We start from the raw sequence: 16,427 nt of genomic DNA on the forward strand, positions 1-16,427 counted from the left end.
ATCAGGAAACGTGCTGTAAAAATTCCTGCAGACGCTGGCTGGGCGGATTTTCAATCAAGGTTTGCGGATTACCGTCTTCGGCAATACGGCCCTTATCAATGAAGATCAGGCGTGAGGCCACTTTTTCGGCAAAGCCGATTTCGTGGGTCACAATCACCATCGTCATACCTTCTTCCGCCAGATCCTGCATGACTTTCAGCACTTCGTGACGCAGTTCCGGGTCAAGGGCTGAGGTCGGCTCATCAAACAGCATCATTTTTGGCTTCACCGCCAGCGCACGGGCGATCGCCACACGCTGTTGCTGGCCGCCTGAAAGCTCAGAAGGGTAGTGATGCGCACGCTCGGCGAGGCCCACTTTAGCCAGTAACTCTTTGGCCTGTTTCTCAGCCTGATCTTTCTTCGCCCCGCGCACGCGCAGCGGCCCAAACATGACATTCTCCAGCGCGGTCAGGTGTGGGAACAGATAGAACTGCTGGAATACCATCCCGGCTTCCTGGCGTATTAACCGCTCGTCGACCTTCGGATCGTTGACCTTCAGACCATCGACAATCAGTTCGCCGGAGGTTATCTCTTCCAGCTTGTTAATGCAGCGCAGCAGGGTCGACTTACCGGAGCCGGAAGGCCCGATAATCACCACGACTTCGCCCTGACCAATATTCAGATCGATGTTATGCAGCACCTGGGTAGGACCAAAATGCTTAGAGACGTTTTTAAATTCAATCACAGGATTTTCATCCTTCTTTCCAGACGACGCAGAACGAAGCTCAGCACCAGCGTAATAATCAGATAGAACACCGCAACGGCGCTCCAGATTTCCAGTGCGCGGAAGTTACCGGCAATGATTTCCTGACCCTGACGGGTCAGTTCAGCGACGCCAATGACAATAAACAGTGAGGTATCTTTAATGCTGATGATCCACTGGTTACCCAGCGGTGGCAGCATACGACGCAGCGCGAGCGGTAAAATGACGTGACGAATAGTCTCTGTGCGTGAGAGACCCAGCGCCAGCCCGGCTTCGCTGAAACCTTTATGAATTGAGAGCACTGCGCCACGGGTGATTTCCGCGATGTAGGCACCGGAGTTAATCATGATGGTGACGACGGCGGCGCTGAAAGGATCAATGCGTAAGTCGTTAAACGCCATCGGCAGGGCGAAGTAAATAAACATCACCTGCACAACAATGGGGGTGCCGCGGATGACTTCGATAAATACCAGCGCAACGTGGTTGGCTATCCAACCGCCGAAGGTACGTGCAAAACCTGCTGCCAGCCCGATTACCAGGCCGCCAGCCAGACCGAGGACCGAAATCCACAGGGTCATTTTGGCGCCTTCAATCAAGAGCGGAATGGCGGGCCAAATGGCACTCCAGTCAAACTGCATATGTCGTTCCTGTTACCGTGGTGTAAATATTCAAATGCCTGTTTTGCCGGATGCGCCAGGCTTATCCGGCCTACAGGTCTCAAATCTGCTGGTGTAGGCCCGGTAAGCTTCGCGCTACCGGGCAACATCGCGAGTTATTATTTAGGTTCAGTACCGAACCATTTTTTGTAGATTTCGTTGTATGTGCCGTTCTCTTTCAGCGTTTTCAGCGCGCCGTTCACTTTCTCACGCAGTTCGTCGCTGCCTTTCGGGAAGGCAATACCGTACTGTTGGGCTTCCAGAGAATCGCCTACGGCTTTGAACTGGCCGTTGCCCGCAGTTTTGATGAAGTAAAGAATGTTTGGTGTGTCGTGCAGGACGGCATCTGCGCGGTTAGTGCCCAGTTCCATATACGCGTTATCGATGTTCGGGAACTGACGCAGATCTTTGGTTTTGATGTTTGCTTTCGCGTAATCGACAGAACCGGTTCCGCCTTTAACCGCAACCACTTTGCCATCCAGATCTTTCACGCTTTTCACGTCGTTATTGTTAGCTTTAACCATCACTAACAGGCCGCTTTTGTAGTAGCCGTCAGAGAAGTCGATCGCTTTTTTACGTTCTTCGGTGATGGTGATACCTGCCAGCGCCAAATCGATATTTTTGGTTTGCAGCGCAGGGATGATGCCGCTGAAATCCATCGGTTTCAGTTCATAATCCAGCTTCAGCTCTTTGGCCACGGCAGCCCACAGATCCACATCAAAACCGACGTATTTGTCACCCTGCTTGAATTCAAACGGAACAAAAGCGGTGTCAGTTGCGACAACGAGTTTCTTATCCGCGGCATGAGAAGACACCGCAAAAGCCAGGGTAAGTGCAGCCAGTGAAACTTTTAATACAGACTTCATAGGATTTCCTTTTATATCCACGGGGCGATCCCCTGCGAGAACATATGTCTTAATGAAATAATCGTGCCAATTTTGCAACTTATTGTTTTAACAAGAAGGTGTTACGTTTTGCTGCACAATAAGTAGGGCAAAGTGGGCAGCCTGCACCGTTTCGGGGCACTCATTTGGTGCGTGAAGGGGGCGGCACAAACGATATGACTATTTAGCGTAAAAATTGTTGATAAAACAATCTTTCGTTAACGATTGTGTGAGGTGATTATTACAAATATTTTACTTTACAGTGATAATCGATCAATGTTATGCACTAAAAAAGTGCAAAACCCCCGCCGGAGCGAGGGTTATATAGGAATTTCTTATCATGACCGTTATTCGATGTTGGCTTCGATAAACCACAAGAATTTGTCGAGATCGCGTGACGCAGCGGTGAAAATATCGGCGGTATCTTCATCTTTGGCTTCACTAATAGCTTTACGCACGCTGTTAGCGACCACGGCATAGCGTTCAGCCAGCTCTTTTAAGTGATCCTGCACGCTGTGAATATCCAGCGGGTAACTTTTCAGCGACGTTTTGCTGTTAATAACCTGCGTTGTCCCCAGCGCTACGCCACCTAACTGCACGGCGCGCTCGGCCATGGTGTCGAGGTGGTCGGTTAACGCGGTACGAAAGCCATCCAGCATTTCATGTACGGCAATAAAATTAGCGCCGCGCATGTTCCAGTGCGCTTGTTTGGTGATGAGTGACAGGTCGATGAACTGGATCACCTGCTCATTCAACAGCTCCACGGTCGCTTTCTTATCACTGTCGGATACATCGTTACGGGTATAAAGAAGGGGGGATGCTTTTGTTTTTACCAGTTTTGCGGTACTCATAATCTCATATCCTCTTGATATCTATGTTCCAGGTCATTCAACGAGAGTAAGTATAGACCTAAAATTAGTTTTAATTTTCTGGCCTTACCTATCACTTTAATAGTGAACAGGATGGGGAAATATAAATATTCAATTGGATCATATGCATAAGTGCAATTGTAATCTGTTGTCAGCTATTTTTTCTGGATGTTTATATTCGTAGGAAATAGGAGTTGAGAAACAATGGCGGTATAAGAATAATAATCACTGAGATAAACAAAAGGTTATTCTGCATGATTATGCAAACCATGCAGAATAACGGCAGGTTAATTCACGTCAAGTTGCTTAATTTGTGGCTCTTTACGGATGGTGAGCGTAGAGCCCATTGACGCGGCAATAATGGCTCCCAGCGCCAGCATTTGTACCATCGTCAGCGTTTCTCCGAGGAAGATCATGCCGGAAACAGCCGCCAGCGCAGGCTCCATGCTCATCAGCGTGCCAAAAGTGCGCGTAGGCAGGCGCGTTAAGGCGATCATTTCCAGCGAATAGGGCAGCGCCGTAGAGAGGACGGCGACCGCTAAGCCCAATGGCAGAATCGACCAGTGCCACAGCGCATCTCCGGCCTGAATCGCGCCCAGCGGCACGAAAATGATCGCTGCAATCAGCGACCCTACCGCCACGGTTGCCGGGCCATGCTCTTCACCAGCACGCTGGCCAGTAAGAATATAGACTGCCCAGCAGGCACCTGCGCCCAGCGCCAACGCGGCTCCGGTTAAGTCGACGTGCGACACGTCCTGACCCAACGGCAGCAGGAACCAGAGCCCGAGTACGGCCAGTGCGACCCAAATGAAATCCACTGGGCGTCGGGAAGAGAACAGCGCGACTGCCAGCGGTCCGGTGAACTCCAGCGCCACGGCAATACCGAGCGGGACGGTCTGAATCGACAGGTAGAAGAGATAGTTCATCCCACCCAGCGACAGACCATAAAACAGCAGAGGAAGACGCTGCTCTTTGGCAAAGCGTAACCGCCAGGGTTTAAAGAATGCGATGAGGATTAGCGTTCCCAGTGCCAGACGTAGCGCGGTAACGCCTGGTGCGCCGACAACAGGGAATAGCGACTTCGCCAGTGATGCCCCGCTTTGTATAGAGGACATTGCAATCAGCAGAACCAAAATAGGTAACCAGACTGGCGTTTTACGTGACGACCCCAGCATCCTTTCTCCTGTCAATTTAAGTAAAAGAGCGAGTGTACTGGAAATACACGCAGGTGGTTGAGTATTCGTTGAAAAAAAAACTGCACAGATCCGTACAATGGCCTGAAAGTGATGGATTAATAATCTGCGTGATTAGGAATTTTCCGGATGAATGTGCCGTATTGTGCGCGCAATAATGGCATTATTCGTTATAAAAGTGATGTTAATTGAAAGAGATAGTGGGTGTTTGAAATGTTCTGTTACATGAAAACCCCCGTTAGACATCGCTAATCGCAAAGAGTTTCCCATCAATTTTTGGTATATTTAAAACTTAAGATTTACTTGAAGCACATTTGAGGTGGTTATGAAAAAAATTGCATGTCTTTCAGCACTGGCCGCTGTTCTGGCTTTCTCCGCAGGTTCCGCTGTTGCGTCTACTTCTACCGTGACCGGTGGTTATGCTCAGAGCGATGCTCAGGGCGCTGCGAACAAAATGAACGGTTTTAACCTGAAGTATCGCTACGAGCAGGACAACAACCCGCTGGGCGTAATCGGTTCTTTCACTTACACTGAAAAAGATCGTACCGATGCTTCTGGCGACTACAACAAAACCCAATACTACGGCATCACTGCAGGTCCTGCTTACCGTCTGAACGACTGGGCAAGCATCTACGGCGTTGTTGGTGTTGGCTACGGTAAATTCCAGAACGCAGCATCTCCTGCTGACAACCACAGCACCAGCGACTACGGTTTCTCTTACGGTGCGGGCCTGCAGTTCAACCCGATCGAAAACGTTGCTCTGGACTTCTCTTACGAGCAGAGCCGTATTCGTAGCGTTGACGTTGGCACCTGGATAGCTGGCGTGGGTTACCGCTTCTAATCACTTCGGTGATATGAAAAATCCGCCTCGAGGGGCGGATTTTTTTTGTCTGTGATTTGCACGGTTAGCGTGATTTGGTCTCGAAGATATCGGTACCAAGATGGTTGTAGTCCACCTTCTGTAATTTAAAGTTGGTGATATACACCGGTCCGGCTTTTTTCTCCGAGATAAAGCGGTAGCGGTTGGTAATTTCTTTCGCGCTGATCCCGGTCCACTGCGAGAAAAAGCTCAGGAAGTCATTCGCGGAACGACGGGCTTTAATCACTCGGTGTGCTTTATCGTCGCTGGATATCACCATAAACGGCACCTGGAAATTCTGCTGGAACTGATCGTCGTGTGCCAAATACTGCACTTCTTTACCGCGTTCTTTAAAGGCGAGCCCATGATCGGAGAAGTAAACCATCGAGAAGCTGTCGCCGCTGTTACGCAGCTGATCGTAGAGCTGGCGCAGCAGGTCGTCGGTCTGCTTCATGGTGTACAGATAACACGATGTCTCTCTCGACTGAACGAAGGTCTCGTATTTTCCCTGGGTACGATCGCAGGCCTGCGGATGCGAACCCATCAAGTGCAGCACGATGAGCTGGGGTTGAGTTCGTTCCGTTTCTAACACCTGAGCAGTCATCTTCAACAGCGCTTCATCGCGGGTGTTCTTATCGGCTTCGAAGTCACCGTTTTTCAGGAAATGAACTTCGTCAGCGCGTTTGGCGATACTGGCGATTGCCGTATCGTATTCACCGATCTGTCCCTGGTTAGAGAACCACCATGTCTGGAATCCGGCGCGGTTGGCGAGGGTGACAAAGTTATCCTGGAACTGCGGCTTATCATCGACCACCCGATTCAGCGTTAAGCCAAGTGATTTCTGCGTTGATCCGCTGGCCGCGATGTAATCTGCAAAAATATAGCCGTTAACGCTGCTGGCAAACGGTGTGTTGTCCCAGTGGCCGCCAAACGCGCCTAGCGCATCACGACGGGCGCTTTCACCAATCACCACGACATAGGTGTGGTACTTAGGTTTCACCGCCGTCACAGTCCAGGTGTCTTTAACGCTCGCCAGCTTCGCCATGCGGTCTTGTTCATCAAGAACCTCGTAATTATTGACGATAACGTCCTTGGCAAAGCGAAACACCGGATAGCCGGTATCTTTTAATTTGAAGACGCCGCCCCAGGCGAGGTTTTGCACCGGCGTCACAAAAAACGCCACGATGCTGACCAGCAAACACAGACTGTCGAATTTGTTCCAGCGGCGTTTCGTCGCGACTTTTTTACGCCGTACGGCGAGCACGCCGAGGGCAAAGATAAACACGCCAACCAGGTAGTTGTACCAGGGGAAGATGGTCAGGATTTCGGTGGACTCTTCCATGTTGGTCGAGTGCAGCGCCAGCAGGGTATTGAAGTTGGGCGAGCCGTAAGCCTGACCAAATGGAAAATACATTGCTGCAATCAGTGAACAAATGCCGATCAGCGTTTTTTGCGTGCGCGGTGCATATTGCCACAACAGCAGCAGTATGCAGGTAAAGGCGACGCTATAAAGCAGGCTAAGCGGGTAGCCCAGTGCGAGGTTGATCAGCAGAGACTGTAAGAAATAAAAGCCAGTCCACGGGCTTAGCACCCGGCTACGAGCAATAAGCGAATCTTTGAGGGTTAAATTCATATGCCACTGTTGCAAAAACGCCATGTGCTTACCCTGGCGCAAAGGGTCATTGCCTGCCTGAGAGAGCGAGAAGAGGGATGAGGTCCGCATCTGCGAGCCGCAATATACGCAGGGCTGCGAAAAGATAGAGTGTGTACGGGAGAAGGTCAACTACTACAAAGAAAATGTTTTGCGAAGGGGATGGCAAAACGGACAAAAAGAAGGGTTATTGGGAGACAAACTGACCACCGTATCGAGGAGACGGCAGGAAAAAGAAGCGGCGTACCGCGACGCCGCATTATTTTCCGGAAGGTTTATCCTGCTCCGGTTTGCCGTTGATCATGTCGCACAGCATCGCGATCAGCATTAACCGTACTTTAAAGGGAGAGTGACTAAACACGCGCATACACCTCTTGAATTCATTCATATGAACCTCCTGACTTCACATTCCCATCAGTCCTTGAGGGATGTCTTTATTATATACAGATATAGCACAGGCTATATTATATAGCTATTGCTAAAACGTTAAATTTTTGTGCCCAAGCAACTCTGGTTTACAATGGCCGTTCTCTAATCAGATGCTGTTAACGCGTCACAGGAACGAGGAAGCAGAATGAGTCGTCGCGCAGGTATGCCAACAACAAAAAAAGTGACGCAATTGGTGAATGTTGAGGAACATGTTGAAGGGTTTCGTCAGGTCAGGGAGGCACACCGACGTGAACTGATCGATGATTACGTGGAGCTGATTTCCGATCTCATTATTGAGGTGGGAGAAGCGCGTCAGGTGGATATGGCCGCCCGGCTTGGCGTTTCCCAGCCCACCGTTGCTAAGATGCTCAAGCGTCTTGCTTCTGTGGGGTTGATTGAAATGATCCCATGGCGCGGGGTGTTCTTAACCGCAGAAGGCGAGAAGTTGGCGCAGGAGAGTCGCGAACGTCATCAGATCGTCGAAAATTTCTTGCTAATGTTAGGCATCAGCCCGGAAATTGCCCGCCGCGATGCGGAAGGGATGGAACACCACGTGAGCAAGGAAACGCTGGAGGCGTTTAGCCGGTTTACCCAACAGCAAGGCACCGACTCTGAATGAGTTTTCCTTTATTACGCGCATTGCAGCGCGATCGTTTTTTCCAGCTACTCATTATTACCGGGTGTGTACTGAGTCTGTTCGCGCCGTTTGCGCCCCGGAACTGGCCGGGGGCCATTGACTGGCACACGATTATTACGCTCGCAGGGCTGATGCTTCTGACCAAAGGTGTGGAGCTAAGCGGTTATTTTGATGTGCTAGGCCGCAAGATGACCCGCCGCTTTAAAACAGAACGTCAGCTGGCGATATTTATGGTGCTGGCGGCGGCGTTACTGTCGACGTTTCTTACCAACGATGTTGCCCTGTTTATTGTGGTTCCGCTCACCATCACCCTGAAAAAACTGTGCGCGATCCCGGTGAATCGTCTGATTATTTTTGAGGCACTGGCGGTCAACGCTGGATCGCTGCTGACGCCGATCGGTAATCCGCAGAACATCCTGATGTGGGGGCGATCCGGGCTGTCATTTACCGCGTTTACCTGGCAAATGGCGCCGCTAGCCGGTGCGATGATGCTAACGCTGGTGGCGCTGTGCTGGTTTAGTTTTCCGCGTAAAGCGTTGCACTATCATACCGGCACGTCTGCACCTGACTGGCAACCCCGACTGGTTTGGAGTTGCCTGGCATTGTATCTGGTCTTTTTAACGGCGCTGGAACTCAAGCTTGAGCTTTGGGGGCTAGGGATTGTCGCTGCGGGCTTTATGGTGCTGGCTCGCCGTGTGATCTTAAGTGTGGACTGGACGCTGCTGCTGGTGTTTATGGCGATGTTTATCGATGTGCATCTGTTGACACAGTTACCTGTACTCGGGGGCATTTCGGGCCACGTTGGTACGCTTTCGCAACCCGGTCTATGGTTGACGGCAATCGGCCTGTCGCAATTTATCAGTAATGTGCCCAGCACTATTTTGCTGCTGAACTACGTCCCGCCAACGGTATTGCTGGCTTGGGCGGTCAATATTGGTGGTTTTGGACTGTTACCGGGATCGCTGGCGAACCTTATTGCCTTACGCATGGCAAACGATCGACGGATCTGGTGGCGTTTTCATTGGTATTCGGTACCGATGCTGATCTGGGCGGCGCTGGTGGGATATGGTTTGCTGCAGATGATGTGAGGATTATGCCCGATGGCGCTAGCGCTTATCGGGCCTACTTAATCTGTAGGCCGGATAAGGCGACAGCCGCCATCCGGCATTTTTTGATGCTTAGTTCAGACGAACCGGCATACCAGAACGGTTCTGGACTGCCTGCTCAACGACGGCCTGGTCGACATCCGGCTGAGCGGTGATGCTCTTAATGCTCTTGGTCAGCGTAATCGGTACGATTTCCCCGCCTTCGAACTGTTCTTCGGTAGTAGACAGTGGGTTATGCACCTCAATATAGCGACTGCCGTCTGGCTCGGTCGTCGCTTTTACCGGTTCATCGATAAACTGGACGCGCGTGCCGACTGGAACGTTTTCAAACAGGAACTTGATATCTTCATTACGCAGACGCACGCAGCCGTGGCTGACGCGTAAGCCAACACCGAAGTTCGCGTTGGTCCCGTGGATGGCATACAGGCGACCGATATACAGTGCGTACAGACCCATCGGGTTATCCGGACCGGCCGGAACAACGGCTGGCAGCGGTTCGCCCGCAGCGCGGTATTCTGCGTGCATCTTGGCGGTTGGCGTCCAGGTCGGACCGGCTTTCTTACGTTCAACTTTGGTGGTCCAGTTAACCGGCGTGTCTTTACCTAACTGGCCGATACCAATCGGTAAAACGATCACGGTGTTGGTGCCTTTCGGGTAGTAGTACAGACGCATTTCAGCGCTGTTGATAACAATACCTTCATGCACGGTATCCGGCAGGATCAGCTGCTGAGGAATGTTCAGCACGGTGCCGCCCTTCGGCAGGAAGGTATCCACGCCCGGGTTGGCTTCCAGCATGTTGGACAGACCCATCTGGTATTCAGCCGCATAGTACTCCAGCGGTTGGGTGTTGCCTTCAGGAATGGTGATGACCTGGTTCTGGCCAATCAAACGGCTACCATCGGTAGGCAGCGGGTACGTGACGGCTGAGGCAGTGTTACAAAAACCAACTACTGCGAGCGCCGCCGCGAAAAGCGTTGTCAATTTCATATTCATTTTTGCGAGATTCTGAAGCCAAGCAGGCTAGTGGGTTGAGATTTATGTAGTGTTGGGCACGCATTATATGTGCATTCGGAGCAACAAGGAATTCGGATGTGTACTAAATCACATTTTTTTCCCTTTGCTTTCACTTTAACCCTCACGCACGAGAGGCGCGATCTTATTCCAGACTTATGGCATAATAAGCGGTTCGTCACATATTTCTTCTTTCAGGATACGCCAGTGTTAGTTTCCAGCAACGTCACCATGCAGTTCGGCAGTAAGCCGCTGTTTGAAAATATTTCCGTCAAATTTGGCGGCGGCAACCGTTACGGCCTGATTGGCGCCAACGGTAGCGGTAAATCCACTTTTATGAAAATTCTCGGCGGCGACCTCGAACCGACGCTGGGTAACGTTTCCCTCGATCCGAACGAACGCATTGGTAAGCTGCGTCAGGATCAGTTCGCTTTTGAAGAGTTCACCGTTCTGGACACCGTTATTATGGGTCACGCTGAACTGTGGGAAGTGAAACAGGAACGTGACCGTATCTATGCGCTGCCGGAAATGAGCGAAGAAGACGGCTACAAAGTTGCCGATCTTGAAGTTAAATACGGCGAGATGGACGGCTATTCGGCGGAGTCCCGCGCCGGTGAACTGCTGCTGGGCGTCGGTATTCCGGTAGAACAACATTACGGTCCGATGAGCGAAGTGGCACCAGGCTGGAAGCTGCGTGTGCTGCTGGCGCAGGCGCTGTTCTCTAACCCGGACATCCTGCTGCTCGATGAACCGACCAACAACCTGGACATTGATACCATTCGTTGGCTGGAGCAGACGCTGAACGAGCGTGACAGCACCATGATCATCATTTCGCACGACCGTCACTTCCTGAACATGGTCTGTACGCATATGGCGGATCTGGACTACGGTGAGCTGCGTGTTTATCCGGGTAACTATGATGAATACATGACGGCAGCAACCCAGGCACGTGAGCGTCTGTTGGCCGATAACGCCAAGAAAAAAGCGCAAATTGCCGATCTGCAATCCTTCGTCAGCCGCTTTAGCGCCAACGCCTCGAAATCTCGTCAGGCGACTTCTCGTGCGCGTCAGATTGATAAAATCAAGCTCGACGAAGTGAAAGCATCCAGCCGTCAGAACCCGTTTATCCGTTTCGAACAGGATAAGAAACTGTTCCGTAACGCGCTGGAAGTCGAAGCACTGACCAAAGGTTTTGATAACGGCCCGCTGTTTAAAAACTTCAATCTGCTGTTGGAAGTGGGCGAAAAGGTTGCCATCATCGGGGCTAACGGCGTGGGTAAATCGACCATGCTGAAAGTGCTGGTCGGCGACATGGAGCCGGATAATGGCACCGTTAAGTGGTCTGAGAATGCGCAAATCGGCTACTACGCGCAGGATCACGAATATGAGTTCGAAAACGATATGACCGTTTTCGAATGGATGAGCCAGTGGAAACAAGAAGGCGATGACGAGCAGGTTGTTCGCAGCTTCCTTGGTCGTCTGCTGTTCAGCCAGGACGATATCAAAAAGCCTGCTAAAGTGCTGTCCGGTGGTGAAAAAGGGCGCATGCTGTTCGGTAAGCTGATGATGCAGAAACCGAATATTCTGGTGATGGATGAACCTACCAACCACCTGGATATGGAATCTATCGAATCGCTGAACATGGCGCTGGAAATGTATCAGGGCACGCTGATCTTTGTTTCTCACGACCGCGAATTCGTCAGCTCGCTGGCCACCCGCGTGATTGAGATTACGCCGGAACGCGTGATCGACTTCACCGGTAACTACGAAGACTATCTGCGTAGCAAAGGCGTCGAATAATTATTCCGTCGTCTTTCGTGTTACAGGTGTGTTGGCTGCACCTGTTCACCCCGGTCACTTACTTATAATTCCACCCCCGCACTTTTCTGAAAAAAAGTTCTGCTGATTAATCTTAGCCACAATTGTGGCTAAGATACTTTCCATAACTACCTACACAAGGAAAGGAAATGAGTCAGATGGAACCGCTTTCTTTAGCCAATCTTAAATTAAAATTACTGAGTTTAAACAACAACAACGAGCATCCTTTCATTTTATGTGAAGATGGCGATGATATCGTTGCATCCTGGAATATCGTAGATGCTGAGTGGAAAGATTATTTCAGTCAATACGGATTGCAAAAACAATATGAGCTAAGACTGTTTTTCAATGAAAGTAAAAATCAGATTAGCTATCGGGAAAAAACTACCGATGTTGAGTGGGATGCAGATTTGGGTGGGTTCAGATTGAGCAAATCTGTCCAAATCGGGAAACGTCTTGAGTTTTCTGCTGGGGGATCCTGGGGTAAAAAAGAAGACGGTAGCTTCGGTAAAATTGACAGCTATAAATTTGCATCAACGGAAATTACGGACCCTATTTTTGATATGGCTCGTGATGCGGGATGGCAGGTTCGTGGTCTGTTAGCAGACAAGAAAAAAAGAAAATTTGTTATTGCGGGAGCGGTGATTGCCGCACTGATTATTTTTATTGGCTTGGGTACTTTCCTCTTTTCTTCGATGGGTGAATTGAAGGATGCTGCGCGATCAGAGATAGACTTGCTCCGTGATGGACAATATGTTCAGGCTTATCAGGCAAGCTCTTCTTCTCTGCAAAGACAAATGGGCAGTGAGGATTTTAAGCTTGTAACCGAGTCTATTCATTTTGATGATATTAGTGAATACAGTTTTGATAGTTTCAACGTAGAAAATGATGTTGGTTCTTTGTCTGGAAGCGTTGTTTTTAAAAATGGAGAATCCGGCGAGATTAACGTTACTATGCTCAAAGAAAATGATAAATGGAAACTGGTTGCAGTATCAGTAGAATAAAAAAATATCCGGTTTTTATCACGTAATGAAGAAAACCGGACTGTTTTAAAGGCGTTGAAAGGGGAAGGATTATTCCATCCCCAGCGCGCGCTTACCGTGGATATTCAAATCCCCCAGGGTAAAGCGTCCTTCCCAGTTTGTTTCATAGTCTTCACGCGGGAAATCCCCCGGCGAGGCACCTTTCTCCAGCGCGGCCTTCACCTTGTGGGCATAGGCGAGATTTTTTTCGCACATTGGTGCGGCGGGAATATACATCACGTTGCCCCAGCCTTGTTGGTTCTCCACCGGCGCAACGGCGTGGATCACATCACAATGCCACCATACGGAATCGCCGGCTTCCAGTTGCGGAATGCTGGTTAACGCCTCGATGAGTAAGGGATGCCATTGCGCTGAAACCGGCAGCACTCTTCCTGGCGCGACGCCGCACAGTTCATCTTCCGGAACATCATCCAGCAGTGGGCGTAACAGCACATAAGCCATCGCTTCAGGAATGGGAACCACATGTAGCAACCCCTGGCCCGGTAACATATCGGAAAGCGCTGTCCAGCCCTGGAAGGTGCGAAACACCGAACATTTGGTGGTGTTATCGACCGTATACTCTTCGACGTCAGTGCGATGCGCCGCCTGCCACGGATCGTAATCGGCCAGATTGCCGTTAAAAACAGAAGCAAAAACGCGCTGATATGCCGGAAGCAACCAGCGCTCCAGTGCGCCGGAATCTGTATGTGCGCCGAGCCCTTTGGAGGTGGTTCCCGGCGGGCGGCGACGAATACGGTCAGGATAGATCACGCTGACGTCCGGGTTAAACCACTGCTTACCTTCGCTTTCAAAAGTCCACAGGCGATTAAGAAACGACTGTGCGTTAGCCATCTCTTCACTCTGGCGGGCCTGCATTTGTGCCTGTGACCAGTAGATCGGAAAGATTTCAGGACGCGATGCACTCAGGGTGCCGAAAAAATTGTCCCCCGGTCCTTTGTAGACCTCGTCAAAGCGGTTGCGGTCGAGATAATCGAGCATTGAGCGATCCCAACCCAGCGCCTGCTCGCGGGGGAAATGACCCTTAATGACCGCACATCCACGACGTTTAATCAGTTCTCGCTGCACAGCGGTGACGGTGCCCGCCTGAATATCGGCGTATGGCAGTACCGGCCAGACCGCGTCACTCTGTGCTTTAAGCGCGTTGATCTCCGCCACGCGGGTGGCGATGGTCTCGCTAATCTGGCTGAAGATCTGCTGGACGTCGCCAAGCTGCGCCCGCTGTTCCCGCTTCATCTGACGGATTGCCGCTTTGTGATCGGCAGGCAACGTGTCGCTGGTAAAAGTAAGAGCCATAACCACCTCGCATGAACTTTCATTCGAAACTAATTTAACTTGCAAATGATAATATAAGTTAAAAGTAAGTTAATGCAAGTTTAAAAATCAGTAAGGCGCGCGGATGGGTAAGTGAGCGTTGGGCTGACCTATCGATAAAATGGGGGCTGTTGGATAAAAACGTTAACCAGCAACAAGTGGGACTATCTATACTTCTTTGCTCTGGGAGATTTTGCCCGCTAAAGGCCAGCACTAAGAGGGCGGTGCAGGTTGATAAAAGGATATTTTTCAATGGAAAGAAAAGGCACGCTTCATCTCTTCACCGTTCCAGTCTGCATTCTTAGTTATGCGCTATGGCAGTACTGGCGGGTAGCCGATGTTCTCGAAGGCGATGCTGAGGGGCTGCTCCGACAGGCGCTAGCGATGTTGGCGATAGCGCTTGGCGGTGCGGCTTTGCTTGTTGTGGGGGCGGCAGTGGGGCTATGTACAACCAGCGCCCGCGCTTCGCGCCATTCCCAAAGCATCTTGATTCGCACATTTACGCGTTGCCGTCGCCTGTTGCCTTTTATGATGGCCGCTGAAATTGTGACCTGCGGACTGGCGGCGATTTGTCTGGCGTTATCGGAAGTTACCTGGCTGATGTCGCATTTTGGCGGGGCGGGTGGGTTCAAACTGGCGGCGGTAATCCTGGTCGCCGTCGGCGCGATCCTCTGGATGCTATTAAAAAGTCTGACTTCCATCAGACGCTGTTTCGCTCTCTTTCAACCTGACGATACGGAGATTTACGGGGTGAATGTCACCGTCTCGAATAACCCGGCGCTCTGGCAATGGATACGTGACGTCACCCGGCGTGCAGAGTTGACGCTGCCTGACAATATCGTGGTCGGATTTTTTGACGGCTTCTTTGTCACCGCCAATACCGTACAAATTGAAGAGGGCAAACGACTCACGGGTAATACGCTCTACTTGCCGCTAACCTATATGGCATTGCTGGATGACGCGGAAGCGGCAGCGGTGATTGGCCATGAGCTGGGACATTTTACCGGCGAGGATACGCAGTACAGCCTGCGCTTCGTTCCTCTGTATGCCGGGATGCAAAACAGTCTTGAACAGATGGCGAGCAGCTCGCAGGGGATTTCCTGGCTTGACCGCATTGTGCTGCGCCCGTCGCTGGATATGGGCCTATGGTTTTTGCAGACCTTCCATGAAGCGGTCAGTGACTGGGCCAGGATCCGTGAATATGCGGCGGATAATATGGGTGCAAAAGTCTCATCTCCAGCGGCGTTCGCGTCGGCGTTACTACGGATATCGGTGCTGGATGTGCCGGTTTCCCGATTTCTGGAGGAGCTTTTGCATGGGCGTGTGACCAGCACCAACTGGCTTGTCGATCTGCTTGTCGCGTTACAGAAAATCGGACCGTTTGCGCTGCAGAACAGTCTCGATAATGAAATAGCGCATCCAATGGATAGCCATCCGACGACGCGTGAACGTATTGCGGCACTGACAGTACCGCTCGATAGTGAACTTCTGGCGCGGGCTTTACGCCCGGTTGCCGCAGGTGATAACGCTTTTTTCGGTGGTCTATTCGCCGATGCGGATGTGTTGAGCCTATCGCTTTCACGCACCCTGTCGACAAAAATCACCGCGCAACGTAAGGTCTATCGCCAGACACTTGAAGCCGAAGCCGGGCTGGCAACAGGCTCGGTGGCGCTGTGGATGAGTGCGAAAGTGGCATGGTATATGATAATTGCGGGCCTGGTGATGCTGTTGGGCGGTGGGGCTTTGCTGCTGTTCAAAACGGTCAGCCCTTGGTGCGTGTTGATTCCTTTCGGCGGAATTACCTTTGGGCTGTTGGGCATTATCACCTTACGACGAACGCGACAGCCGCTACTGGTGCTGACGCAGGACGCGATCGCCAGCCCGTGGTTGCCTCAGCCGCTACCGCTAAAAAATATTGCCGACTATAACCTGACGATTATTTCCAGTTCGATGACGATTGAATTCTTCATGGACGATGATTATCAACCGAATCTCACCACCAAACGGTTTATGCAGGTTATTCGCTTTAACCCGCGAAAACATGCGGTTGCAATCGTGGTGGCCGGCGATGTGTTACGCCAGCAGGAAAATGGAAAGGTTAAGCTGGATGCGCAAGCGCTGCTGACGCTTATCGGGCAATACATTGTTTCTGCCCACGCTCGCGCTGAGCTGGAGGATTTCTGATGGGGATGTAAAACCCGGAGTACGGACTCCGGGT

The 16,427-nt window shown here is 51.1% G+C and carries 15 protein-coding genes; 6 read left to right on the forward strand and 9 right to left on the reverse strand.

Features of this window, described 5'->3' with window-relative positions; all coding sequences use genetic code 11:
* Position 1: 1 nt before the first annotated feature.
* The 5 genes from glnQ to rhtA all read right to left on the reverse strand — a co-directional run bounded on the left by glnQ (position 2) and on the right by rhtA (position 4,326).
* Positions 2–724: a glutamine ABC transporter ATP-binding protein GlnQ gene (gene glnQ, locus M2374_RS01410; protein ID WP_115258988.1), complete on the reverse strand. Its 723-nt coding sequence runs from the start codon at positions 722–724 to the stop codon at positions 2–4.
* Entirely contained in the window at positions 721–1,380 is a 660-nt protein-coding gene (gene glnP / locus M2374_RS01415) for a glutamine ABC transporter permease GlnP (protein WP_096757753.1), read from the reverse strand. The genes glnQ and glnP overlap by 4 nt, the downstream gene beginning before the upstream one ends.
* Before the next feature lie 137 nt (positions 1,381–1,517).
* Complete coding sequence (gene glnH, locus M2374_RS01420; protein WP_096757752.1) at positions 1,518–2,264, reverse strand: glutamine ABC transporter substrate-binding protein GlnH; 747 nt, start codon at positions 2,262–2,264, stop codon at positions 1,518–1,520.
* A 365-nt stretch (positions 2,265–2,629) separates the two neighbouring features.
* Complete coding sequence (dps, locus tag M2374_RS01425) at positions 2,630–3,133, reverse strand: DNA starvation/stationary phase protection protein Dps (RefSeq protein ID WP_181688338.1); 504 nt, start codon at positions 3,131–3,133, stop codon at positions 2,630–2,632.
* A gap of 305 nt (positions 3,134–3,438) precedes the next feature.
* Positions 3,439–4,326 carry a threonine/homoserine exporter RhtA gene (gene rhtA, locus M2374_RS01430; protein ID WP_096757750.1) on the reverse strand — a complete coding sequence of 296 codons (888 nt, stop codon included), beginning with the start codon at positions 4,324–4,326 and terminating at the stop codon, positions 3,439–3,441.
* Between the two features lie 343 nt (positions 4,327–4,669).
* On the opposite strand from rhtA, the gene ompX reads away from it, so the two are divergent.
* Positions 4,670–5,185 carry an outer membrane protein OmpX gene (ompX, locus tag M2374_RS01435; RefSeq protein WP_096757749.1) on the forward strand — a complete coding sequence of 172 codons (516 nt, stop codon included), beginning with the start codon at positions 4,670–4,672 and terminating at the stop codon, positions 5,183–5,185.
* Between the two features lie 64 nt (positions 5,186–5,249).
* On the opposite strand, the gene M2374_RS01440 is transcribed toward ompX, so the two are convergent.
* On the reverse strand, positions 5,250–6,836 hold the full coding sequence (locus M2374_RS01440; protein ID WP_137362404.1) for a phosphoethanolamine transferase: 1,587 nt from the start codon (positions 6,834–6,836) through the stop codon (positions 5,250–5,252).
* A 277-nt stretch (positions 6,837–7,113) separates the two neighbouring features.
* The gene (mntS, locus tag M2374_RS01445) at positions 7,114–7,242 is read right to left on the reverse strand and encodes a manganase accumulation protein MntS (protein ID WP_096757748.1); all 129 of its coding nucleotides are present in this window, start codon (positions 7,240–7,242) and stop codon (positions 7,114–7,116) included.
* Between the two features lie 186 nt (positions 7,243–7,428).
* Between mntS and mntR the strand changes: the two genes are divergently transcribed.
* Together mntR and M2374_RS01455 are read left to right on the forward strand one after the other, a co-directional pair.
* Positions 7,429–7,902, forward strand: a complete 474-nt coding sequence (mntR, locus tag M2374_RS01450) for a manganese-binding transcriptional regulator MntR (protein ID WP_096757747.1) — start codon at positions 7,429–7,431, stop codon at positions 7,900–7,902.
* Complete coding sequence (locus M2374_RS01455; RefSeq protein ID WP_115258986.1) at positions 7,899–9,008, forward strand: anion transporter; 1,110 nt, start codon at positions 7,899–7,901, stop codon at positions 9,006–9,008. The genes mntR and M2374_RS01455 overlap by 4 nt, the downstream gene beginning before the upstream one ends.
* A gap of 90 nt (positions 9,009–9,098) precedes the next feature.
* On the opposite strand, the gene ldtB is transcribed toward M2374_RS01455, so the two are convergent.
* A complete protein-coding gene (gene ldtB / locus M2374_RS01460; protein WP_115258985.1) occupies positions 9,099–10,019 on the reverse strand; it encodes a L,D-transpeptidase in 921 nt (306 codons plus the stop codon).
* A gap of 225 nt (positions 10,020–10,244) precedes the next feature.
* Here ldtB and M2374_RS01465 point away from each other — a divergent pair, with 225 nt between their 5' ends.
* Positions 10,245–11,837 carry an ABC-F family ATPase gene (locus M2374_RS01465; protein WP_115258984.1) on the forward strand — a complete coding sequence of 531 codons (1,593 nt, stop codon included), beginning with the start codon at positions 10,245–10,247 and terminating at the stop codon, positions 11,835–11,837.
* A 167-nt stretch (positions 11,838–12,004) separates the two neighbouring features.
* Positions 12,005–12,859 carry a hypothetical protein gene (locus M2374_RS01470; protein WP_249414489.1) on the forward strand — a complete coding sequence of 285 codons (855 nt, stop codon included), beginning with the start codon at positions 12,005–12,007 and terminating at the stop codon, positions 12,857–12,859.
* 69 nt (positions 12,860–12,928) lie between these two features.
* Here M2374_RS01470 and M2374_RS01475 read toward each other — a convergent pair whose 3' ends face one another.
* Entirely contained in the window at positions 12,929–14,191 is a 1,263-nt protein-coding gene (locus M2374_RS01475; RefSeq protein ID WP_181688337.1) for a DUF1479 domain-containing protein, read from the reverse strand.
* Positions 14,192–14,461: 270 nt separating this feature from the next.
* Here M2374_RS01475 and M2374_RS01480 point away from each other — a divergent pair, with 270 nt between their 5' ends.
* A complete protein-coding gene (locus tag M2374_RS01480) occupies positions 14,462–16,393 on the forward strand; it encodes a M48 family metalloprotease (RefSeq protein WP_181490407.1) in 1,932 nt (643 codons plus the stop codon).
* Positions 16,394–16,427: the final 34 nt, after the last annotated feature.

Origin of the sequence: Citrobacter sp. JUb117, assembly GCF_024809055.1 — a bacterium.
GTDB classification, from domain to species: domain Bacteria; phylum Pseudomonadota; class Gammaproteobacteria; order Enterobacterales; family Enterobacteriaceae; genus Citrobacter; species Citrobacter gillenii.

Coding starts and splice junctions, on each gene's coding strand:
- M2374_RS01455 (WP_115258986.1), top strand. CDS start 7,899: ATGAGTTTTCCTTTATTACGCGCATTGCAGCGCGATCGTTTTTTCCAG.
- M2374_RS01480 (WP_181490407.1), top strand. CDS start 14,462: ATGGAAAGAAAAGGCACGCTTCATCTCTTCACCGTTCCAGTCTGCATT.
- rhtA (WP_096757750.1), bottom strand. CDS start 4,326: ATGCTGGGGTCGTCACGTAAAACGCCAGTCTGGTTACCTATTTTGGTT.
- mntS (WP_096757748.1), bottom strand. CDS start 7,242: ATGAATGAATTCAAGAGGTGTATGCGCGTGTTTAGTCACTCTCCCTTT.
- M2374_RS01440 (WP_137362404.1), bottom strand. CDS start 6,836: ATGAATTTAACCCTCAAAGATTCGCTTATTGCTCGTAGCCGGGTGCTA.
- glnP (WP_096757753.1), bottom strand. CDS start 1,380: ATGCAGTTTGACTGGAGTGCCATTTGGCCCGCCATTCCGCTCTTGATT.
- M2374_RS01475 (WP_181688337.1), bottom strand. CDS start 14,191: ATGGCTCTTACTTTTACCAGCGACACGTTGCCTGCCGATCACAAAGCG.
- glnH (WP_096757752.1), bottom strand. CDS start 2,264: ATGAAGTCTGTATTAAAAGTTTCACTGGCTGCACTTACCCTGGCTTTT.
- ompX (WP_096757749.1), top strand. CDS start 4,670: ATGAAAAAAATTGCATGTCTTTCAGCACTGGCCGCTGTTCTGGCTTTC.
- dps (WP_181688338.1), bottom strand. CDS start 3,133: ATGAGTACCGCAAAACTGGTAAAAACAAAAGCATCCCCCCTTCTTTAT.
- mntR (WP_096757747.1), top strand. CDS start 7,429: ATGAGTCGTCGCGCAGGTATGCCAACAACAAAAAAAGTGACGCAATTG.
- ldtB (WP_115258985.1), bottom strand. CDS start 10,019: ATGAATATGAAATTGACAACGCTTTTCGCGGCGGCGCTCGCAGTAGTT.
- M2374_RS01470 (WP_249414489.1), top strand. CDS start 12,005: ATGAGTCAGATGGAACCGCTTTCTTTAGCCAATCTTAAATTAAAATTA.